At 44.5% G+C, this 21655-nt stretch carries 17 protein-coding genes and 1 pseudogene; 13 read left to right on the forward strand and 5 right to left on the reverse strand.

The genetic code is table 11. The features are described from left to right. Window positions 1-316 (forward strand): transposase (locus K339_RS0100005; protein ID WP_028521763.1); only part of this gene is annotated, 316 nt, incomplete at its 5' end. Here the strand turns inward: K339_RS0100005 and K339_RS32155 are convergent. The 4 genes from K339_RS32155 to K339_RS0100025 form a co-directional block, all read right to left on the reverse strand. Then, window positions 295-963, reverse strand: a complete 669-nt coding sequence (locus tag K339_RS32155) for an IS110 family transposase (protein ID WP_051397702.1) — start codon at window positions 961-963, stop codon at window positions 295-297. The genes K339_RS0100005 and K339_RS32155 overlap by 22 nt on opposite strands. A 379-nt stretch (window positions 964-1342) precedes the next feature. Next, window positions 1343-2050, reverse strand: a complete 708-nt coding sequence (locus K339_RS0100015; protein ID WP_028521764.1) for an NUDIX hydrolase — start codon at window positions 2048-2050, stop codon at window positions 1343-1345. Window positions 2051-2100: 50 nt separating this feature from the next. Continuing rightward, window positions 2101-3003 carry a 30S ribosomal protein S6--L-glutamate ligase gene (gene rimK, locus K339_RS0100020; protein ID WP_028521765.1) on the reverse strand — a complete coding sequence of 301 codons (903 nt, stop codon included), beginning with the start codon at window positions 3001-3003 and terminating at the stop codon, window positions 2101-2103. A gap of 117 nt (window positions 3004-3120) precedes the next feature. Continuing rightward, window positions 3121-3591, reverse strand: coding sequence for an ATP-dependent zinc protease family protein (locus tag K339_RS0100025; protein WP_028521766.1), 471 nt, complete (start codon window positions 3589-3591; stop codon window positions 3121-3123). A 518-nt stretch (window positions 3592-4109) separates the two neighbouring features. Between K339_RS0100025 and K339_RS0100030 the strand changes: the two genes are divergently transcribed. The 7 genes and pseudogenes from K339_RS0100030 to K339_RS0100065 all read left to right on the forward strand — a co-directional run bounded on the left by K339_RS0100030 (window position 4110) and on the right by K339_RS0100065 (window position 16027). Continuing rightward, window positions 4110-7370, forward strand: a complete 3261-nt coding sequence (locus K339_RS0100030) for a SusC/RagA family TonB-linked outer membrane protein (RefSeq protein WP_229598669.1) — start codon at window positions 4110-4112, stop codon at window positions 7368-7370. A gap of 19 nt (window positions 7371-7389) precedes the next feature. Beyond that, a pseudogene (locus K339_RS32160) lies at window positions 7390-9326 on the forward strand (RagB/SusD family nutrient uptake outer membrane protein). A gap of 89 nt (window positions 9327-9415) precedes the next feature. Continuing rightward, window positions 9416-10180: a glycosyltransferase family 2 protein gene (locus K339_RS0100040; RefSeq protein WP_028521768.1), complete on the forward strand. Its 765-nt coding sequence runs from the start codon at window positions 9416-9418 to the stop codon at window positions 10178-10180. A gap of 8 nt (window positions 10181-10188) precedes the next feature. Beyond that, the gene (locus tag K339_RS0100045; RefSeq protein ID WP_157607423.1) at window positions 10189-10890 is read left to right on the forward strand and encodes a hypothetical protein; all 702 of its coding nucleotides are present in this window, start codon (window positions 10189-10191) and stop codon (window positions 10888-10890) included. A 24-nt stretch (window positions 10891-10914) separates the two neighbouring features. Continuing rightward, the gene (locus K339_RS0100050; RefSeq protein ID WP_051397703.1) at window positions 10915-14313 is read left to right on the forward strand and encodes a VCBS repeat-containing protein; all 3399 of its coding nucleotides are present in this window, start codon (window positions 10915-10917) and stop codon (window positions 14311-14313) included. 207 nt (window positions 14314-14520) lie between these two features. Beyond that, window positions 14521-15171, forward strand: coding sequence for a hypothetical protein (locus K339_RS0100055; protein ID WP_028521771.1), 651 nt, complete (start codon window positions 14521-14523; stop codon window positions 15169-15171). A 283-nt stretch (window positions 15172-15454) separates the two neighbouring features. Beyond that, window positions 15455-16027 carry a hypothetical protein gene (locus tag K339_RS0100065; protein ID WP_028521772.1) on the forward strand — a complete coding sequence of 191 codons (573 nt, stop codon included), beginning with the start codon at window positions 15455-15457 and terminating at the stop codon, window positions 16025-16027. A gap of 98 nt (window positions 16028-16125) precedes the next feature. Here the strand turns inward: K339_RS0100065 and K339_RS0100070 are convergent, their stop codons facing one another. Next, window positions 16126-17244 carry a DNA polymerase III subunit gene (locus tag K339_RS0100070; protein ID WP_028521773.1) on the reverse strand — a complete coding sequence of 373 codons (1119 nt, stop codon included), beginning with the start codon at window positions 17242-17244 and terminating at the stop codon, window positions 16126-16128. A gap of 282 nt (window positions 17245-17526) precedes the next feature. On the opposite strand from K339_RS0100070, the gene K339_RS0100075 reads away from it, so the two are divergent. From K339_RS0100075 to K339_RS0100095, 5 genes are all read left to right on the forward strand, one after another. After that, window positions 17527-18537 carry a bestrophin family protein gene (locus tag K339_RS0100075; RefSeq protein ID WP_028521774.1) on the forward strand — a complete coding sequence of 337 codons (1011 nt, stop codon included), beginning with the start codon at window positions 17527-17529 and terminating at the stop codon, window positions 18535-18537. A gap of 18 nt (window positions 18538-18555) precedes the next feature. Continuing rightward, window positions 18556-19302, forward strand: coding sequence for an LCIB family protein (locus K339_RS0100080; RefSeq protein ID WP_028521775.1), 747 nt, complete (start codon window positions 18556-18558; stop codon window positions 19300-19302). Window positions 19303-19330: 28 nt separating this feature from the next. Beyond that, a complete protein-coding gene (locus K339_RS0100085; RefSeq protein WP_028521776.1) occupies window positions 19331-19657 on the forward strand; it encodes a HopJ type III effector protein in 327 nt (108 codons plus the stop codon). 99 nt (window positions 19658-19756) lie between these two features. Next, window positions 19757-20863 (forward strand): alcohol dehydrogenase catalytic domain-containing protein, encoded by a 1107-nt coding sequence (locus tag K339_RS0100090; protein ID WP_028521777.1) that lies wholly within the window; start codon window positions 19757-19759, stop codon window positions 20861-20863. Window positions 20864-20875: 12 nt separating this feature from the next. Then, complete coding sequence (locus tag K339_RS0100095) at window positions 20876-21655, forward strand: alpha/beta hydrolase (protein ID WP_028521778.1); 780 nt, start codon at window positions 20876-20878, stop codon at window positions 21653-21655.

A 21655-nucleotide genomic window follows, 5' to 3' on the forward strand; every position in this document is an offset into this window, starting at 1 on the left:
CATTACTGATCCCAAAAAATTAGCCTGTCATGCAGGGGTTGCTCCTTTTGAATACCAATCTGGCAGTAGCATTAGAGGAAAAACCAAGGTTAACCATCATGCCCGAAAACGGTTAAAAAGCCTTTTTCATTTAGGAGCTATGTCCGCCATTCGAGTCAAAGGCGAAATTCAAGACTATTATTTGAGAAAGGTCGCCGAAGGCAAGAACAAAATGTCAGTTTTGAATGCCGTTCGCAACAAACTCATTCATCGCATCTGCTCGGTGGTGCATCACCAGCAAAAATATGACAAAAATTATACTCGCACGCTTGCATAAACCATAGAAATCCGTGCGGTGATATTTTCAAATAGAGGCTTCAAATATGGGTCTGAGTCTATGAGTTCTTTAATCTGTTTTTCGAGTGATTGCAAGTCTGTATCGACTCCTTTGAGTGTATGAGCAGAGTACTTTTTAGTGTCTTTTGATAAAGTTTTATTGGCCTCACAAGACTGCTGCTCATTCAAGGCTGTTAAACAAATTTGACGCACTTTTACTAATCTGTCACGAACGTCAAGTAGATTGTCCAATTGGTCAATGATAGCCCTTGGAGGCACATAAAGCTTGATTTCGTCGCGATTTTTGTAAGCATAACGGGCGATACGTTGAGCATCAACAACGTCGTTCTTGCCTCTAACATCGCCCATCGAATATTTGATTTGAGAACCCGACTCCAGCCAAATTGATGCTTTTCGACTTTGTAAGTATTTTAGTAAGCGAGAATGATAAATGCCTGTGTGTTCCATGCAGAAAACGGCGGCTGGAATCTTGAACTTTAACGCTCGCTGTATGCTTAGTATCGTTTTGGTTATGCTCTTTATGTCGTTGCCTGAGACCAGTTCTAACACAATTTTATTGGCACTGCAAACAGCCCAGTTCAAGCTTTCTTTGGAGATGTCGATACCGATAAAATACTGCGTTTCCATGATGATTGATGTTAAGAGTTTGAGTATTTTTACGAACCGTTGTTGAGATTTTATCCGCCATCACCACGCCACGGGGCGCCCCGCTTGGCTAATGGGTTTTACCCAGATTTCTATTTGATGTTTGGATAAAGACAGGATATAGGTCGGAGTGCCGATGCACTTCAATCCCGTGGTGGGTTCTACCCATGCGGCCCCTTAAAGTGCCTATATCCTGCTCAACAACTGGAAAGTAAACTTACCAGTTTCTTGGTTTTGTTCAATCATACAAATCTAAAGGCGGCCCCGTCCGAAGCAAAAATTAAAAAATATCCTTCTTACTACAAATGTTTCGCCTCTACCGAGGCTACTTTGAGTTACTCTAGAACTTTTACTCAACCACTCAAAACTCAGGATTTGAGACAAAATTCAGGAAAGAATTACTGTACGTTTTGTACTTTTCTTCGTTGACTTGATACAGGTACGCTCCTTTTTTAGAAGACTTTTGCTTTTCCTTTAACTTCACCAACAAATGCGTTGAAAGGATTTTACGGCTAAAATTCCGCTTATCGAAGGTCGTTTGAAAGATGGCTTCGTACAGTTTTTGAAGCTGAGGAATTGTAAATTTTTCGGGTAAAAGCTCAAAGCCAAGCGGGTGCAAAGCTGCTTTGTAGCGTAGCTTCTGAATCGCCAAGTCTATCATTTGACGGTGGTCAAACAAAATCTCGTCGGGCATTTGGCTCACTGGAAACCACTGCGCATGATGCACTTCGGAAACGCTCGAATCATAATGTTCGACATTAATCAGGGCAAAATACGCCACCGAAACCGTCCGTGCGATGGGATCACGGTGAATGTCCCCAAAAGTGTATAATTGTTCGAGATAGACCTCCTTCAGTCCCGTAAGTTCGTACAAAATCCGCTCGGCCGACAGTTCGAGATTTTCATTTTCGGCCAGCCACCCTCCCATCAGCGACCAAGTGTCGATGGTAGAATCAGGCCCACGTTTTACCAGAAGGATATTCAGCTGGTTGCCATCAAACCCAAAAATAATGGAGTCAAGCGCAACAAGGTATTTAGTTTGTTTACTGTAGGATGCTATATCGAGCATAGAGTACTTTTTTCATCATAGGTTCAAAGTCGAAAAATAGCACATTTTACCTATACCCCAATCGTATCCCCTTCATCCATCGGTTTTTTTTCTTCAATATACCCAATTATCAAGTCTGCGACATTAATACCTGTTACCTTTTCGATACCCTCTAATCCTGGCGAAGAGTTTACTTCCATAATCATCGGCCCCCGATTCGACCGAATCATATCAACTCCTGCCACCCGCACCCCAAGTGCTTTGGCTGCTTGCAAAGCCGCTTTTTCTTCTTCTGGTGGCAGCAAAATGGCTTCTGCTTTTCCCCCACGGTGAAGGTTTGAACGAAACTCCCCCGTCGTTCCTTGACGTTTCATGGCAGCTACCACCTTGTTACCCACCACAAACGCCCGAATATCGGCTCCGTTTGCTTCCGCAATGTATTCTTGAATCAAAACGTTGGTTTTTAGCCCATAAAAAGCTTCAATCGTCGATTTGGCTGCTTTATTAGATTCCGCCAGCACAACCCCTACGCCTTGGGTACCTTCCAATAACTTAATAATAACAGGCGGACCATCCACCAATTTAATCAGGCTATCAATATCTTTTGCTTGATTGGCAAAAACTGTTTTGGGAATTTGAACCCCAGCTTTAGAAAGAATTTGAAGGCTTCGCAATTTATTTCGCGACCGCATGATGGCCTGCGACTTCACCGTCGTAAAGACTTTCATCATCTCAAACTGTCGCACTATGGCACTTCCATAGTCGGTCACGGATGCGCCGATTCGGGGGATGACGGCGTCGATTCCCTCAATCTCTTTGTTTTTATACAAAATAACAGGCTTTTCTTCTTCGATGAGTACATGGCACAACGCGTGATTAATCACCACAGCCTCGTGGCCGCGTTTCTCGATGGCCTCGACTAGCATTCGAGTAGAATATAACTTAGCATTGGTTGATAAAACCGCAATTTTCATAATTGGAAAGGCAAACAATTGAACTTGCAGCGAGGCTTCCTTTTACCCTAGCATTTTAAGTTCCTACGTGACAAAATTATAAGGAAGTACGTTGAGACAATATTACGTTTTTGTTAACTACGCTTTGGTCCTACTTTTGCGTTGCATAAAATCGTAGGATAAATTTTCGAGAGAGACATCCACCAAAAACCGACTACGCAGCAATTTTCGGCCTAAAAGCACGGGATAACGCATCTGAGAGCGGTCAGCCAGCGAAAACTCGGTTTTGATGATTTTGCCAAACAACAGCACTTTGGTTTTGATGACATACCGCATTTCAGTTTGGCCAAAGGAGTTTTTGATGGCTTTTAGCTCAAATTGGTCGGTGGTAAATTGTTGATGTTTTTCGCTGCGATGAGCAGGCAAGAAAAAAGAAAGTACTCCTTCTTCTACGCTTATTTTAAAACAATGGATAGACGAAGTATAAGCGCCCGTGTCAATTTTAACGCGCACGTTCGTCAACCCCAAGTCAGGGAAATCTATTATGTCGTTACGGCCGATGGCCCGTTTTTCGGTCGGGCTAGGCTTTTTTTTCTTCTTGACTGCCATCGTAACAAAAGTACAGCAAAAAGTTAACTTGTTACAACACGTTTTATCTGTTTTTAATGGTAAAATTCCTTACAATTTTGGTAGTATCTTAACCAAAAATAGGACAAAAACGCTTTTTATTTGCACACTCAAACTAATTTCAACCAAGTGCTAAACTCAAAAAACTTTATTGAACCATATCAACATAAAAGAAAATTACATATTTATCAACTAAGAATAGTTTGCTTAAAAATTATAAAAAAATCGCTTTTTCAGTCAAAATATAGTCAGTATTTGCAAAAAACAGCTAAGTTTTTTGCACTATATCAGTATATATTTGTACATTATATCATGTAAGAGATTTTATCGTCGCCTTACGCCTATCTATCAACCTAAACATGCTTTATGACCCACTGATACTCAGCTTCTTGAGGAGTATTTTTAGGCTGCTACAGCCTCTTCGTCCCAACTCCAAAAATTGATTTTCTCTAATACCGAATTTTTTTATTTTATCTATCAATTCATAATCCCAATTTCTTATGACAAAAGTGAGCTACAAACTCAGTTTGCTAAGAATGCCTCTGGCGATGCTACTCGTGGGTCACACGATTAGCAGTTATGCCCAAGAAGCAACTCGGTGGCAAGCACGTCAAGAAAGCAAATCGGTGGTATTTGCTAAACTCCAACCTGAGCGCAACTCAGGGAACCTGGCGATTACCGTCAAAGGTAAAATCACAGACGAGCAAGGGCAGCCTTTGCCTGGCGTAAGTGTGGTGGTCAAAGGAACCTCGGTGGGTACATCCAGCGACATCAACGGCGCTTACTCTATCAACGTCACGGATGAAAAAAGTGCCACGTTGGTATTCTCCTTTATTGGTTATCTTTCTCAAGAAATCCCAGTAAGCAACCGTTCAAGCGTCAATGTCACTTTGGCAGTTGACGTAAAATCCCTCAATGAAGTTGTAGTTGTAGGTTACGGTGTTCAAAAGAAAGAAACTGTAACAGGGTCAGTTGTGAGCGTAAAAGGGGGTGACTTGGTAAAATCGCCAGCCGTTAACCTTTCACAATCACTCGCAGGACGTTTGCCAGGGGTTGTTGCTACCAACCGTAGCGGTGAGCCAGGGTACGACGGGGCAGGTATTCGTATCCGTGGTTCAAACACCTTAGGAAACAACTCTGCTTTGGTCGTAATCGATGGTATTCCTGGTCGTGAGGGGGGCTTAGACCGTATCAACCCGAATGACATCGAAAGTATCTCCGTTTTGAAAGATGCTTCGGCAGCGATTTACGGAGCGCGTGCGGCGAACGGGGTTATTTTGATCACCACTAAGCGTGGTAAGTCAGGTAAACCAGAGCTTTCGTATTCGTTGAACCAAGGTTGGTCTCAGCCTACGAAACTTCCATCGTTGGCCAATGCGTCTCAGTATGCTGAAATGTTGAACGACTTAGACATTTATGGCTTACCATCATCAGAATGGGCTGCTGCTACGGCTGCTTACAAATCGGCGGGGGTTTATACAACCGCTGCTGGTGCACAACGTAAGGCACCTTATCAGCCTGACGATTTCAAAAAATACAATGACGGCTCTGATCCATGGGGACACCCAGATACTGATTGGTATAGCGCTACGCTCAAAAACTGGTCGCCACAGATACGCCACAACGTACAATTGAATGGTGGCAGCGAAAACGTAAAATACTTAGCATCATTGGGTTATCAAAACCAAACTGGTAACTACATCAACTCTGCAACGGGTTATAAGCAGTACGATTTCCGTATCAACCTTGATGCAAAAGTTAACAAGTTTATCAACGTAAACTTAGGGGTAACGGGCCGCCAAGAATACCGTTTCTTCCCAACGAAAGGTGCTGGCGCCATTTTCCGTATGTTGATGCGTGGTAAGCCAAACCAACCTGCTTACTGGCCAAACGGTCTTCCAGGTCCTGACATCGAAAACGGTGAAAACCCAGTAACAATCACGACCAACGCCACTGGTTACGACCAAGATAAACGTAACTACTTGCAAACCAATGGTCAGTTGGACATCAAAATCCCTGGTGTTGAAGGGTTGAAATTTACAGGAACAGCTTCAATCGACGTTTTGTCAAGAAACCAACGTCGTTGGGAAACACCTTGGACACTCTACGAACGCGGAACTGGCTTTGAAGCAGACGGCGTAACGCCAAAACTCATCGCAAGTAAGCGTGGACCAGCTGAACCACGTTTGACATTGACCAATACCAACCAGCTCAACGTCTTGTTGGGAGGAGTTCTCTCTTACGAGCGTAATTTTGGAGGTCATGGTGTTACTGTTTTGGCGGGTACCAACAAAGAAACTATCCAAGGTGATAACTTCAATGCGTACCGTCGTTATTTCCTTTCTACTGCCCTTGACCAAATCTTTGCGGGTGGTGACTTGGAGAAAAACAACGGTGGTGGCGCTTTCGAGCGCGCTCGTTTGAACTACTTCGGTCGGGTTGCTTACAACTATAAAGAGAAATATTTGGCTGAGTTCTTGTGGCGTTACGACGGTTCAGACATGTTCCCTTCTGCAACACGTTATGGTTTCTTCCCTGGAGCCATGGTGGGCTGGGTGCTTTCTGAAGAGGAGTTCATCAAAAAATCACTTCCAATTTTCAACTATTTGAAACTTCGTGCGTCATACGGACAAATGGGTAACGACCAAGTGTATTTGCCAAATACTGAAACTCTTGCAACTTACCAGTACTTGTCAACCTACGGTTTCCGCAGCTATATTATCAACAACACGGAAACAAAAACGTTGTTCGAAACACGTGTACCTAACAATACCATCACTTGGGAAGTGGCAAACAATGCTGACATTGGTTTGGAAGGTCAGTTGTTGGGCGGCAAAATCAGTTTTGAATTTGACGTATTTTCTAACAAGCGTACCAATATCTTATGGTTTAAAAACGCATCGGTTCCTCAATCAACTGGTTTGACATTGCCAGCTCAAAACATCGGTGAAGTATCAAACAAAGGATGGGAATTCAGCATTGGCTACCGTAGCCAATCTGGGCCGTTCAAGTACAGTGCAAACGTAAATGGTGGTTATGCTCAAAACAAAATCTTGTTCTGGGACGAAGCTCCAGGAGCTCCTGACTGGCAACGTACTACTGGCAAACCTATCAATGCCGTACAAGCTTATGTTTATGACGGCGTATTTAAAGATCAGCAAGAAATCAATGAAAACAAAATTGATTACAAGGCTATCGTAAATACACTCCGCCCTGGTGATATGAAATACCTTGACTACAACGGTGACGGTAAAATCACTCCAGACGACCAAGTACGTACTACGTTCAACAACATTCCTAAATTCCAAGGAGGTATCAGCTTGATGGGTAGCTACAAAGGCTTTGACGTAAACATCTTGTTCCAAGGTTCTACAGGGGCAAAACAATACGTTAGTCCAGGAGAAATGGGTAACATCGGTAACTACTTGTTAAATATGTACACTGACCGTTGGACAGTAGAAAACCCAAGCAGCGTTCACCCTCGTATCGCTAACCGTAGCGACCAGTACTTCTCAGGAGGTAACACCTACTGGTTTAAGAACCGTGACTATATTCGTTTGAAAAACTTTGAAGTAGGTTATACGCTTCCGTTTTCTCTAACAAACAAGGTAGGAATGAATAATTTCCGCTTGTATGTCAATGGTCTTAACTTGTTCACAATCAGCAAATTTAAGGATTTTGACCCAGAATCAGATTCTACAACAGGTCAATACTATCCACAACAACGGATTATCAACGCTGGTTTATCAGTTACATTCTAATTTCTTTGACAGAAACAACATGAAAGGATTCAACTATTTATCTATCACTGCCGTTTCAGCCGCTTTATTTCTTTCTAGCTGCAATGGCGATTTTGTCAATACCAAACCTTTAGATCAGCTTTCTGAATCGACGGTATGGACTGACGCGGCTTTAAGTGAAGCCTTTGTAACCGAAATTTACGCAGGACTAGGACAGGGTGGTTTTAATGAGCAAATGCTCGCCTCTCTAACCGATGAAACCATCTTTACTCACCCTGGTCGTAGCATTACGACCATCACGGAATCTCGTTCTAACCCTGCCGATCCAGGATGGATCAACGGTACCCTTAGCTGGCAGCAAATGTTCATTCGTATTCGTGCTTGTAACTTAGCACTTAGCAAACTTGAAAAGCCTCTATTTACTGACGCAACGCTAGTCGAGCGCTTGAAAGGAGAAGCCAAGTTTTTACGCGCTTACTACAACCACCAATTGGTGCGCTACTACGGAGGTTTTCCAGTAGTAGAGCGTCCAAAGGAGAAGCCAAGTTTTTACGCGCTTACTACAACCACCAATTGGTGCGCTACTACGGAGGTTTTCCAGTAGTAGAGCGTCCATACGAATTGGGCGAGGCAGATTACCTAGCAGAGCGTAGCACATTTGAACAATGTGTAAACGCGATTGTCAAAGATTGTGACGAAGCTGCTACGTTATTGAATGGAAAATCACTTGCGGCTGGCCGTGCCAACCGTGCGGCGGCTTTGGCCCTTAAAGCACGTATCCTTACGTATGCGGCCAGTGATTTGCACGATATGACAAAAGCAAAAGCAAAGTCAACAGTATTGGCAAGCTTCTCAAAACCAGAATTAGTCGGTTATACGAGCGGTAGCCAAGCTGATCGTTGGCAAAAAGCAAAAGATGCTGCCAAAGCAGTATTGGATTTGTCTGGCTATGGCTATGCACTTACACTATCGGCACCAGCTTCAAAAGACGACGGGTTCAACAACTACCATAACATTGCAATGGCAAGAAACGGTGGTGAAAAAGAGCTTTTGATGGCGCGCTATTTTATCAATGCAAAACAAGAAGACGGTGGCCGCCAAGGTCTTTTCAACGGCCCTAACGGTTATCACAACTGGGCAGGAAATACGCCTATTCAGTTGATGGTGGATGACTACGAAATGATGGACGGTAGCAAGTTTGACTGGAGCAAAGCAGAACACGCTGCTAAACCTTACGACAACCGCGACCCACGTTTCTACGCTTCTATTCTTTACGATGGCTCTAACTGGAAACCACGTACGGCCGACGTAGCCGCGAAAGATCCCGTTAACCAAATCCAAACAGGAACGTACGAAATCACAAGTGGTAGCTCTAAAGTACCTGTTTTCGGGCTCGACACTCGTAAATCGTCGGTAGAAGACTGGAACGGTAGCTACACAGGTTATTACGTTCGTAAGTTTGTGGATCCTAACCCAGCGATTGTTGACCAAAATACGTGGCAGCAAATTCCTTGGCCAGTATTGCGCTACACCGAAGCGGTATTCAACTATGCCGAAGCGTGTATTGAACTTGGCCAAGATGCCGAAGCTCGTACATGGCTCAACAAAATCCGTTTCCGTTCGGGTATGCCAGCACTCACTGAGTCTGGAGATGCGCTTCGTCAGCGTTTACGCAACGAAAAACGCGTTGAAATGTACTTGGAAGAGCAACGCTACCACGATACTCGTCGTTGGATGATTGCTCCAACAACCCTCGGACGTAAAGCCAACGGTATCAACGTAACGGGTACGCTCAAAGCAGGTAAAACTGTTACGCTTTATAAGTACGACCCAACTAGCTACGATTACACTTACAAAGTATTTGAAATCGACCCTGGTAAGGAAAACCGTGCTTGGTTGGATAAGATGTATTATTTGCCAATTCACCGCGATGAAATGAACCGTAACAGCAAGTTGGTTCAAAACCCTGGTTACTAGGCCATTTCATAGCAGTTATCTATTTGAAAAAATCTACCTCTGCTTTAGAGGTAGATTTTTTCTTTTATTTTTGAGAAAATGTACGTTTCATGGTGCGGCAATTGTCTATCATTACCATTACTTATAATGCGGAAGCTTTCTTAGAACGAACCCTCAAGAGTATCTCCGCTAACTTGGCTTCCATTGTTGATGAGCAACGCTCCCTTGTCGAATACATCATCATCGACGGTGCTTCCAAAGACAATACATTGGCCATCGCGCAACCGTATCATGCGATGATTAATACACTTGTTTCCGAACCCGACAAAGGCTTATACGATGCCATGAATAAAGGTTTACAGCACGCAACGGGCGAGTATGTTTGGTTCATGAACGCAGGGGATGAAATTCGAGACAGTAAGGTGCTTTCAAAATTATTACCCTTGTTGGCAAAAAAAGCAGATGTGTATTACAGCGATGCCATGTTTGTCAATGACGATGGCACTGAGGTAGGACTACGCTCGCAAGTTACTCCGCATCGGCTTCCACAGCAACTCACTTGGCAAGACATGGCGCTTGGAATGAAAGTTTGTCACCAAGCATTTATTGCCAAAAAAGCCTTGACACCACTGTACGATGTACAAAATCTCAGCGCCGATATTGGCTGGGAAATTGAAATTTTAAAAAAATCAACTCGAAATTATTACCTAGATTTTTTATTGTGCAATTACCTCACGGGAGGAGTATCAGTGCAGAAACATCGTCAATCACTCCAAGATAGGTTTAAAGTACTAGCCAAACACTTTGGTTTTCTTCCGACCCTCTGGAATCACGTTTTGATTGTGCTAAGAAGTATTTTACGAAAAATAAAATAACTATGACCATGAAGGCAGTTAGTTTATTCTTAGTAATGCTGTTCTTCATTCATCCAATGAAGGCACAAGAGTTTTTTAAGGTAAAGGCAGGGGAAGACCCCAAAAAAGCCATTCCCACCGCTGTGCAATACTTTTACCCCCAATTTCAACCAGGAAAGGTTATTTTTTATAATGGGCATACCACAAACGCCCAGCTTAACTATAACTTGCTTTTGGGAGAAATTCATTTCGTAGGGGCACAAAAAGACACGCTGTCACTTGCCAATGAGCAACTGATTAAAATGATTGTTGTAGGGAAACAACCTTTTGTTTTTGCCCCCAAATATGGTTACTTGCTTATCGAAGCCAACGATTCTTCGTCCGTTCGGCTTGGCCGAAAACAGCAATTTAGGTTAGCTAATCTGGAAAAAATTGGGGCATATCAACAATCAACAGGAGTCTCTTCTATACGAACATTTACTGTTTTTTCCAACGGCAATGGCTCTGTCCAAAAGCTTGACCCCAAAGGCGATGTTGTCTTCAGTAAAAACACTACTTATTACTTTGTTGACAAGAACAACAGTTGCTATAAAGCGGCAAAATCATCGCTTTTCAAAATACTCCCTAAGTATAAAAAACAGATTACGAATTACTTACAAGAAAACAGACCCGACTTTAGAAATGAAAAAGACCTAAAAGATATTATTCAATTTTGTCGTCAGTTTCCCTAATTTACCTTCGATTCCTACTTTTTTATGAAGCTAACATCTACTCTTTATATTGCTTGTTTCACCTTTTTTCTTGCCAGCTGTACCAACACGTCCAACGAACAAGGCGAACAAGCATCCAGCGAACCCACACTTTTTACGCAGCTAACCGCCGAACAAACAGGCGTTGATTTTCAAAACGTCATCAACGAAGGCCTCAATACCAACGTGTTGATGTACGAGTATTTCTACAACGGCGGTGGCGTGGCCGTGGGTGACCTCAACGGCGATAAACTAGAAGACCTGTATTTTACGGCCAACATGAGCGATAATAAACTGTACCTCAACCGTGGCAATATGAAATTTGAGGACATTACGCTTCCGTCGGGAGCGGGAGGTCGGCCAGGGCCTTGGAAAACAGGCGTAACCATGGCCGACGTCAACGGCGATGGTCGCTTGGATATTTACGTGTGCCACTCGGGAAACTTAATGCCCGAAAAGAAGGCCAACGAGCTGTTTATCAACCAAGGAAACAATGCCCAAGGTATTCCAACTTTCGTAGAGCAAGCCGCTGAATACGGCCTCAATAGCCTCGCTTCAAGTACCAACGCCTACTTTTTTGACTACGACCGCGATGGCGATTTGGATTTGTTTTTGCTCAACCACAACATCAAATCTTTGCCCGTTCTGAACGAGTCGAACAGTGCGGAATGGATAAAATTAAACGATGACGTAAGCGGCTCGCGGCTTTTTAGAAATGATACTAAAAAATTTACAGACATCACCACTCAATCGGGTATCAATAGTTCGCCCCTTTCGTACGGTTTGGGAGCGGGTATCGCCGACTTTAACCAAGACGGCTGGCCAGATATTTACGTGAGTAATGACTATACCATTCCCGACCGTTTGTACATCAACAATCAAAAGGGAGGATTTACTGACCAACTTGGGCAATCAATTGGGCATATTTCACAGTTTTCGATGGGAAATGACGTAGCCGACATCAACAACGACGCCTTACCTGATATTTTCACCCTCGATATGCTCCCCGAGGAGAACCGCCGTCAAAAATTGCTCATGGCTCCCGACAACTACGAGAAGTTTGACATGACCGTGCGGTCGGGTTTCTATAAGCAGTTTATGCGGAATATGCTGCAACTTAACCTCACCCCCTGTCCCCCTCTCCTTGCAGGAGAAGGGGTATTGAACCCTCGCCTGAAAGGAGAGGGCAGGGTGAGGTTTTCCGAAATCGGCCAAATGGCGGGGATTTCCAACACCGATTGGAGCTGGGCGGCCTTATTTGCTGATTATGACAACGACGGTTGGAAGGACCTTTACATTACGAATGGCTACCTCCGCGACTATACCAACCTCGATTTTCTGAAATACATGAACGAGTTTCAGCAAAATGCGACCAACGTAACCCGCGACGACGTCATGAAGCTCGTGCAACAAATGCCTGCCTCGAACGTGGTCAATTACGCCTATAAAAACAACAAAGACCTGACGTTCAAAAACGTAGGCAGTGCTTGGGGACTAGCGCAAAACTCCAATAGCAACGGAGCCGTTTATGCCGACTTGGACAACGACGGAGATTTGGATTTGGTGGTCAACAACATCAATGCCCCTGCCTTTATTTACCAAAACGATGCCAACAAAAAACTCCAAAACCATTACCTCAAAATCAGTTTGGTTGGCTCCGATAACAACCGATTTGGGATTGGAACAAAAGTGACTATTTTCCAAAAAGGCCAAACTCAATACCTCGAACAAATGCCCATGCGTGGCTACCAGTCGAGCGTATCGGGTATTCTTCATTTTGGGTTGGGGGCGGCTACGACCGTCGATTCGCTACATGTCACTTGGCCCAACGGCAAACAGCAACGCCTTGCCAATCTTAAAGGTGACCAATGGCTGACGCTCAATGAGAAAGACGCGGCGTCGAATCCTTTCAAGGCTACCTCTCCCGCGCCGCTTTTTCAACCTACCTCCTCGCCCATCGCGTACCAACAACCTTCGACGGCTTACAATGACTTCAAACGTCAGATTTTGATGGTCAATCCACAGTCGTACATAGGCCCTTGCCTCACCAAAGGCGACGTTAACGCTGATGGGTTGGAAGATGTTTTTGTAGGCGGGGGCAATGGCCAAGCGGGGGCTTTGTTTATCCAGCAAAAAGGCGGAAGCGGTTCAGCCCCTCAATTTGTCAAAAAAGCCCAACCTGCGTTTGAGGCCGATGCCAAGAGCGACGCTTCCGATGCAGTGTTTTTTGATGCCGATGGCGATAAAGACCTTGATTTGTACGTATGTCACGGTGGCTACGCCAATTTTCAAGCCAATGACCCGCTTCTGCAAGATGCGCTTTATCTGAACGATGGCCAAGGAAACTTCACCAAAAATGTCGCCGCACTTCCTTCTATGCCCGTTAGTAGCAGCTGCGTTCGGGTAGCTGACGTGAACGGTGACGGCAAACCTGATTTGTTTGTGGGTGGGCGAGTAGTGCCAGGAAGTTATCCCGAGACTCCGCAAAGTTATCTCTTACTTAATAGCCCCTCAGGGGGAGTAAAATATTCCCCCGTTGCGGGCTGGGGAACTGGACTTGGCATGGTCACGGATGCTGCTTGGCTTGACCTCAACGGCGATAAAAAGCCTGAGTTAATCGTCGTTGGCGAATGGATGCCAGTGACGGTGTTTGAAAACGTAAATGGTAAATTGGAAGATAAAACGGATAGCTATTTTGCCCAAAAATATAGCGGTTGGTGGAACAAACTACTAGTGGACGATTTCAACGGCGATGGCAAAATGGACTTGGTTGTAGGGAATTTGGGCTTAAACTCGCAAGTGAAAGCCTCGAAAGAACAACCTGCCGAATTGTATTTCAAAGACTTTGACCAAAACGGCCGAATTGATCCTATTTTGTGTACATACATTCAAGGAAAAAGCTACCCGTACATCACGCGTGATGAGTTGATTGGCCAATTGCCAATTATGGGAAAACGCTACACGGACTACAAAACGTACGCCGATGCGACGCTGCAAGATGTTTTTGATTCGTCGGAATTAAGTGGTGCAGGGCATTTGGAAGCCAATCATCTTGCTACTACTTTGTTTATCCGTGGTACCGACGGAAAATTTGCCGTACAAGCCCTTCCGCTCGAAGTCCAAGCGTCGCCCGTTCATGCGTTGGTAGCTTTGGATTACGACAAAGACGGTAAAAAAGACTTATTGTTCTGCGGAAATCAGCTTCATACCCGTCTGCGCTTTGGCCACTACGATGCCAATTTTGGGGTGTTGTTACACAACGATGGCCAAGGCAAATTCAATTATGTACCGCAAGCTCGTTCGGGCTTTATGTTACAAGGCGAAGTACGAAGTGCCATTTCTGTCAACAATTACCTCTTTTTTGGTATTAATCAGCAGGGCGTTGTTTCATATAAAAGCAATTAAGTCACGTCAGAGACGTGAATCCATGTGCGCCCCGAGTCGTAGTTCGGGGCGTGCTTAGATGGCGCGAACGTCCCGTTCGTACTACAGACTCAGAGGCTTCCAGCCTAGCTAGGACAGCAAAATGGCTGGAAGCCTTTCAATAATGAACACGAGGTTGAGACTCGCGCTAGCGGGGTATTTTTTAAGGACCTCTAATACAAATCTATTATGTATAAATTTATTCGGTGGAATCCTGATTCGACTATTAGCGGTGCTGATGTAGGTGGCAAGGCCTTTTTGAAGGCATTGGGTCAAGAAGCTGAGTTCAAGCAATATTATTCTATTGCTGATAAGAATTTTGAGTATATCGAACTTGGCTACCGAGCAAGAGCCAACGATTTTATGGAATTTTATAGAAGCCCTGGTTTTTATTTTAGTCAAAAACTCAATGATTTAATCAGACAGTACCTAATAGCTCCCAATGAGTATATAGACGTAAAATTGGCAAAGAAAGATAAAGAGTTGGGGCAGTATTACTGGTATATTTTTGAGAATCAAAGCCAATTAGTGGATATTAAAAATTCAATTTTCATTTGTCGTGTAAGAAAAGACAATAAACATGAAGTGATTAATGGTTTATCATTTAATTCTTACGAAGGTTTTGTAGAGTTTTTTAGAGATGATGCTAATAAAGTATCAGGAAAACGGCCAACCACCCTTAGTCTTACAAAGGAAGCTACTCAATACGATATACTCTACTTACCAAACATTAAAAGCCTTTGCCTGCTCGTAAGTAATCGTCTGCTTCAAAAAATGGAGGAAAATAAAATAACAGGCTATGAAATTTTTCTCGAAGACTGTCAAATCAATATTAGTTAAACAGCATTTATATATGATTTTACCAAAATGCTTTTTCAACACATTCAATAATTTCTTTTCATTTAGCCATTCACACCCAGTAGCACAAACGTCCCGTTCGTGCTAAGAATTCAGAGGCTTCCAGCCTAGCTAGGACAGCAAAATGGCTGGAAGCCTTTCGATAATAATCACGAGGTTGAGACTCGCGCTAGCGGGAGTAGGATAAATTGATTTGGGTAAAATTGGAGCGTTGAGTTGTTTTAAACGTATCCATTTTATCCAACCATTTATTCCTAAAAAACGCATGAAAACGCCTACTGTTTCTCTCTTTTACTATTTATTCCTGCTCTTTGTGTGTAGTTGTTGTACCCGTTCTTTTACAATTTCGGGGAAAGTGAATGCCCATCGCTGGTACGGGGCAGGGCAAGGAAATATTATTCCTCCCGAAAGATTACCCAATTGCGACGTTCAACGATTTGGTTTCGGAGCTACTACCGATATTCCTTTTGACGGGACTAAGACTTCAAAAATAACGGGCTGCTCCACCAACTGCCATCCCAAACAACACATTGATTTTTATGCAATTCCGCTGAAAGAAGGCAAGTATGATTTAATGATAAATGACGCTTGTTTACCGACCCTCGCTTCAAAAGCAAGGCTTATCCATTTTAAAAGTAACCCCGACGGTGCTCATATCATTAAAGGAGAGAGTGTGAGCGTTATTAATGACTTTGAAACGGTAGGTGACAGCTGGTTACATATCACAAAGTATGACACCACCAACGGTCAGGTTAAAGGTAAGTTTGAGCTACATCTGGTCAATAAAAAAGGCGACCAACTTCATTTTCGTAAAGGGCGTTTCAATGTAAAGTTATGAGCATTGATTATACTGATTATTCAGCATTTTTCTTACTCTCCTCTTCAAACAAGCGCATGGCAAGGAGGCCATTTCCGACTACTAAAAAAGAAGAATCCCTACCCTCTCATACTCCGCGCCGCCGTCAATGAAATATCCAAAAAAAGCACTTTAGCGCGGGCATTTCGCTCAAGGTGGTAATACCCGTCGGTAATTTCTTGAATGAGCAATTCGATGGCGGAAGGTGCCACGGCTTTCCCAAATTTCTGCACAAAACTCAGTTCTTCATCTTGTAGTCTCAATAAATCCTCCACGCCGTTTTGCCACAAAAACAAATCGCGAAATAAATTGAGGGTATAGTCAAAAATACCTTTTTGTTTTTCTTTGCCCAAACCATCAAACTCATCCGCCAACTTAACCAAAGCGGCAAAATCACGCGAGTAGCACTTCCGCATCCAGTTGGCAAACCACGCGTGGCGGTCGTCTTCGGTTTCGTGGGTCAAGCGCACCGCTTCCGACAAGTTGCCTTCGCACAAGTACGCAATTTGCCGCGCACGGCGCTCATCCACACCCTTTTGAGTCAAAAACTGCGTCACTTCGTCGTCGTCAAAGGCCCGAACAGCTACCCGTTGTGTCCGCGAAATGATGGTCGTCAACAATTTATCCGATTGGCTCGACACCAGCAAAAACAGCGTTTTTTCGGGAGGTTCTTCTAAGATTTTCAAAAGTGCATTGGCGGCGGCGATATTGAGCAATTCAGGTTGCCAAAACAACATGATTTTGTACTCTCCCTCAAACGCTTTGAGCGAAAGCTTATTGATAATTCCGCGAGATTCTCGAATGGGAATAATTCCCTGTTGGTTGCCAGTGGCATTGATGTACGCCAACCATTCCGACAGTGTGCGGTAGGGTTGCGCTTCCAAAAAAGATCGCCATTTGGGAGTAAGCTCGGCCAATAAATCTTCACCGTCTTTGGGTGTACGGGGCAGCGGAAAAATATGATACACGTCAGGGTGGACGAGTTTACGCATTTTGACGCACGACGGACAGCGTCCACAAGAATCCTCGGGCTGTCGGTCTTCGCAGTTGACGTAAGTGGCAAAAGCCCACGCCAACGCCACTCCTGCGCCTCCCACAGGCCCATCAAAAAGCTGCGCATGGGCTACGTGGTTGGTTTGTACCGAACGAAGCAGTGCGCGCTTGGTTTCGTCGTGACCGATAATATCTCTAAACAGCAAAACAGAACTAGGTTTGATATTGGCTGTAAAATTAAAGAAAGGCAACTTGTATTAGACATCTATCTGATAATTTCTATAAATCAGGCACGCACCAGGTAACATTTTTCACCGAACGTCGTCTAACTCAATGGGGGCTGTGTGGTGGATTTGATTCATTTTTCTACGAAGATTTAGCTCCTCTGGAGCAATGAACAGCCACTCTATATTTTAATGCGTTCAAACTGAATTTTATTGAAAGGATAAAATAATTTGTACATTCATTCCAAAACCCAACATACACTCATGCACGCAGGAAAAAGATACACAACCGCAGAACTTCTCGTCTGGACTCGTTCCAACATCATCAAATTTTTCTTTTTGGGCGCAATTCCCGTCATTTTATACGAATACTTAGGTTTAGACTGGCTGGCGCTGCCATGGACTGTAGTGGCGTTGTTAGGTACAGCCACTGCGTTTATTGTCGGGTTTAAAAATACCCAAACCTACAACCGAACCTGGGAAGCTCGCCAAATATGGGGTAGCATTTTGAACAGTAGCCGCGCTTGGGGCGTCATGGCGCGCGATTTTTTGGACAACCCCGCCCAAACCCAGCAGCTCGTCTATCGGCATTTTGCGTGGCTAACCGCCCTGCGTTATGCCATGCGCGATAGTCGCTCGTGGGAAGCCCAAGCCCTCCAGCACAACCAAGACTACCAAAACAGCCATTACACTATTCCAGAAAAACAGAGTTCGTTGGACAGCGAGCTGGAAAAATACCTTTCGAAGGAGGAGCTTTCGTATATTATGGGTACCAAAAACAAGGCGGCTCAAGTACTAAGTTTACAAAGCAAAACCATCAAGGAGCTTTACAAAAGCAACCAAATTGACAGCATTCAATTTGTCGAAATGCAACGCGCCATCAAGGATTTATACGACCAGCAAGGCCGAAGCGAGCGCATCAAGAACTTCCCTTACCCACGTCAGTTTGCGACCATCAACACCGTTTTTATTCGCATTTTCTGCATTTTGCTCCCCTACGGAATGCTCAAAGATTTTGACAAACTCAACGAGAGTATTTCAGGAGTGTTACAAGGGCACATGATTTGGTTTGTCGTTCCTTTTAGTATCCTGATTTGCTGGATGTACACCACCCTCGACCAAGTAGGCGAAAGTACCGAAAACCCGTTTGAAGGTAGCCCCAACGATGTTCCTATTTCGCAAATGAGCCGCACGATTGAAATTGACATGCGTGAAATGCTCGGCGAAACCGACCTTCCACCCGCCATTCAACCCCAAAATAATATTGTTTTATAACCCAAATTCGCAAAAATCATGCTTAAGAAAGAGAAATTAAAAATCATTCGTCAGTGGTACCCCAACGCCATTACGACCATCGACAGTGTCAACCGTTTTATTGATTTTATTGAAGAACACCTTGACCTCGAACCCGAGCAAGTAATGCTTGCCGACAGCGTTTGCAGCGACGACGTCAACAGTATTCAGTATCCCGCGCGTACCAAAGAACTGCTCGGCCCCTTCAAAATGGGTGGCCTAGACGGATTTCCTTTTACGGGACTGACGGGCATGGGCGCTTTTGCCAGCCACGTCCCCGACAACGGCGCCGTCTTTATCTACTACGGCCCGCACATCGGGATTACCAAAACGGGAACCATTGGAGAAATTCACCGATTTGGTCAGCACAAAAATAGCGGCTGCTGCGGGGCTGCTAAAGGGGCCTTGGCCAAATTAATGAACGACCAAATTGTGGAAGGGAATGTCACTGATTTGGATTACCAAATGAATACCCTTGAACAGATATTGCTCAAACAAAAAGAACGTATTCTCTCCGCCCCAACTCCGCTGTTTGAGGCTACCGAAGTAATTTACGAAGCCATCGACGCTCGTATTTGCGAACTGGTTTCAAAAACTTCCTACAATTGCAAATACGTGATTTTAATGGGGGCAGTTCTCATTAATAGTGATACCGACATGGGGTCTTATACCTCCGCCAAACGATTTGAGTTAATCAACTTAGAATCGGGTCAAAAACGTGATTTGATGGAATTGCTGACCGTATAATTCCTACCTTTGTGGCAAAAAAAGACCCATGATTTTAGATCAAATTAAAGCCAACGAAGTAAGTTTCCAAGAAGTGATTGCCCACATTGAGGCAAATTTTGACTTTACCCCTACGGCATTCAAGAACGGAGACACCTACAATGCAGCAGGGCAAAACTCAGGTTCGTGCAAAGTTTTTTCTTTTGCCAAATTATCAGGTTTAAGCCAACAAGATACCCTCCACTGCTTTGGTGATTTTTACAAAAAAGACGTCCTCGGCAACCCTGATAGCACCGACCACCAAAACATCCGCAACTTTATCAAGTACGGATGGGACGGAATTCAGTTTGAGGGAGAAGCGTTGAAAGCCCACTAATTCAAGTAAATGAGCATAGTTAATCGCGCTAAGTTTTTGATATTCAATACAGTTAATGATTAACTATGCCTAGCACTTAACATTTATAAGCCTAGACCCATGTTACACTCCAAAGCAGCCGTTGCTGATGGTAACGGACAATTTTCGATTCAAACCATCACCTTAGCCGACCCGCAAGGCGATGAAGTCTTGGTAGAAATCAAAGCCGCAGGCGTATGCCATACCGATTGGGATTCGCAGTCGTGGGGGAAACCACTGGTGATGGGACACGAAGGGGCTGGGATTGTAAAAAAAGTTGGAAATCGGGTCAAATCCCTGCAAGTAGGCGATAAAGTAATGCTCAACTGGGCCATTCCGTGCTACGAATGTTTCCAATGCCAAGAAGGCAACCAACACATCTGCGAACGCAACTCAGCCGTAACGGCGGGCAATAAACTGAGCGAAGGGCACGCCACGTTTAGTTCTACTACCTACAATGGTGTGCCTATTGAACGGGCATTTAGCCTCGGAACCATGTCGGAGTACACCCTTGTACGAGAAGCCGCTTGCGTTAAAATGCACGTTGAAATGCCCTTTTCATCGGCAGCTATCGTTGGTTGTGGGGTGATGACAGGCTACGGTTCGGTCGTCAATGCAGCTAAGGTGAAACCTGGCACCTCGGTGGTCGTATTAGGAACGGGAGGAGTGGGTTTAAACGTCATTCAAGGGGCGCGCATCGCTGGAGCGGGTAAAATCATTGCCGTCGATATCAACCCTTTGCGCCTCGAAATGGCCAAAGAATACGGAGCTACGCACACTGTTTTAGCCGAAAAAACCGACAACGGTTTGCTAAATGCCGCAAAAGTAGTCAAAACCATGACCAACGGGCGAGGCGCCGACTACGCGTTTGAATGTACGGCCATTCCTGCCCTGGGGGCTGCGCCTTTGGCCATGGTTCGCAATGCAGGCATGGCGGTTCAAGTCAGCGGTATCGAGCAGGAGATTGTCATTGACATGAACTTGTTTGAATGGGACAAACTATACATCAACCCGCTGTACGGTAAAACCCGCCCACAAATCGACTTTCCTATTTTACAAGATCTCTACGCCAAAGGCGATTTGATTTTGGATAAAATGGTAACCCGCACGTACCCCCTCAGTAGCTTGTCGCAGGCATTTGCGGATATGCACGCAGGAGTAAATGCCAAAGGAGTGATTGTCTTTTAACCCATCGGCTTTATGAGTTCTTTCTTCACTACCGAACATGCTTTTTTTCAAGGCTTGCACTTCCTAACGGTGAAAAGTAATGCGCTGAAAAAGAGAGCAGACTTGACGGTTTATACCCCCACAATTTCTGAAGGCGTATTGCCCATCGTCATTTTGTTACACGGGGTTTACGGTAGTCATTGGGCGTGGACAATGAAAGGGAAAGTACACGAAACAGCACAAAAGCTCATGGATAGTGGCGAGATCAAACCCATGATTTTGGCCATGCCCTCCGATGGGCTATACGGTGATGGGAGTGGCTATGTACCGCACCAAACCGCCAACTATGAGCGCTGGATTGTCGAAGATGTGATTCAAGTAGTAAAGGAGCAGTTTTCCCAAGCTACCGACGATAGTCCTGTTTTTATCACGGGTCTTTCGATGGGTGGTTTCGGGGCATTGCGTTTGGGGGCAAAGTATCCCTCGTTGTTTCGGGCATTTTCGGGTCTGTCAAGCATTACCCACTTCGATCAAATTGCCGAATTTGTAGCTGATTTCGACCAACTAAAGGCCGATGCCTTGGAGCAAGATGGGGTTGGGGAGTATTTACTTCAAAACAAAGATAGCCTCCCTCCTTTCCGCTTTGATTGTGGCCGCGAAGATGTTCTGATTGAGCACAACCGAGAACTCCACAAAACCCTAACAGACAACAATCTACCGCACATTTACCAAGAATTTGCAGGGCAACATTCGTGGGAGTACTGGGAGGAACACATCGCAGATACGCTGCTATTTTTTAACCAACATCTCTAA

It is taken from the genome of Runella limosa DSM 17973 (genome assembly GCF_000482465.1).
GTDB classification, from domain to species: domain Bacteria; phylum Bacteroidota; class Bacteroidia; order Cytophagales; family Spirosomataceae; genus Runella; species Runella limosa.

Bases quoted from the DNA above. Each gene is read 5' to 3' on its own strand.
- K339_RS32155 (WP_051397702.1), bottom strand. From the start codon at position 963: ATGGAAACGCAGTATTTTATCGGTATCGACATCTCCAAAGAAAGCTTG.
- K339_RS0100015 (WP_028521764.1), bottom strand. From the start codon at position 2,050: ATGCTCGATATAGCATCCTACAGTAAACAAACTAAATACCTTGTTGCG.
- rimK (WP_028521765.1), bottom strand. From the start codon at position 3,003: ATGAAAATTGCGGTTTTATCAACCAATGCTAAGTTATATTCTACTCGA.
- K339_RS0100025 (WP_028521766.1), bottom strand. From the start codon at position 3,591: ATGGCAGTCAAGAAGAAAAAAAAGCCTAGCCCGACCGAAAAACGGGCC.
- K339_RS0100030 (WP_229598669.1), top strand. From the start codon at position 4,110: ATGACAAAAGTGAGCTACAAACTCAGTTTGCTAAGAATGCCTCTGGCG.
- K339_RS0100040 (WP_028521768.1), top strand. From the start codon at position 9,416: ATGGTGCGGCAATTGTCTATCATTACCATTACTTATAATGCGGAAGCT.
- K339_RS0100045 (WP_157607423.1), top strand. From the start codon at position 10,189: ATGAAGGCAGTTAGTTTATTCTTAGTAATGCTGTTCTTCATTCATCCA.
- K339_RS0100050 (WP_051397703.1), top strand. From the start codon at position 10,915: ATGAAGCTAACATCTACTCTTTATATTGCTTGTTTCACCTTTTTTCTT.
- K339_RS0100055 (WP_028521771.1), top strand. From the start codon at position 14,521: ATGTATAAATTTATTCGGTGGAATCCTGATTCGACTATTAGCGGTGCT.
- K339_RS0100065 (WP_028521772.1), top strand. From the start codon at position 15,455: ATGAAAACGCCTACTGTTTCTCTCTTTTACTATTTATTCCTGCTCTTT.
- K339_RS0100075 (WP_028521774.1), top strand. From the start codon at position 17,527: ATGCACGCAGGAAAAAGATACACAACCGCAGAACTTCTCGTCTGGACT.
- K339_RS0100080 (WP_028521775.1), top strand. From the start codon at position 18,556: ATGCTTAAGAAAGAGAAATTAAAAATCATTCGTCAGTGGTACCCCAAC.
- K339_RS0100085 (WP_028521776.1), top strand. From the start codon at position 19,331: ATGATTTTAGATCAAATTAAAGCCAACGAAGTAAGTTTCCAAGAAGTG.
- K339_RS0100090 (WP_028521777.1), top strand. From the start codon at position 19,757: ATGTTACACTCCAAAGCAGCCGTTGCTGATGGTAACGGACAATTTTCG.
- K339_RS0100095 (WP_028521778.1), top strand. From the start codon at position 20,876: ATGAGTTCTTTCTTCACTACCGAACATGCTTTTTTTCAAGGCTTGCAC.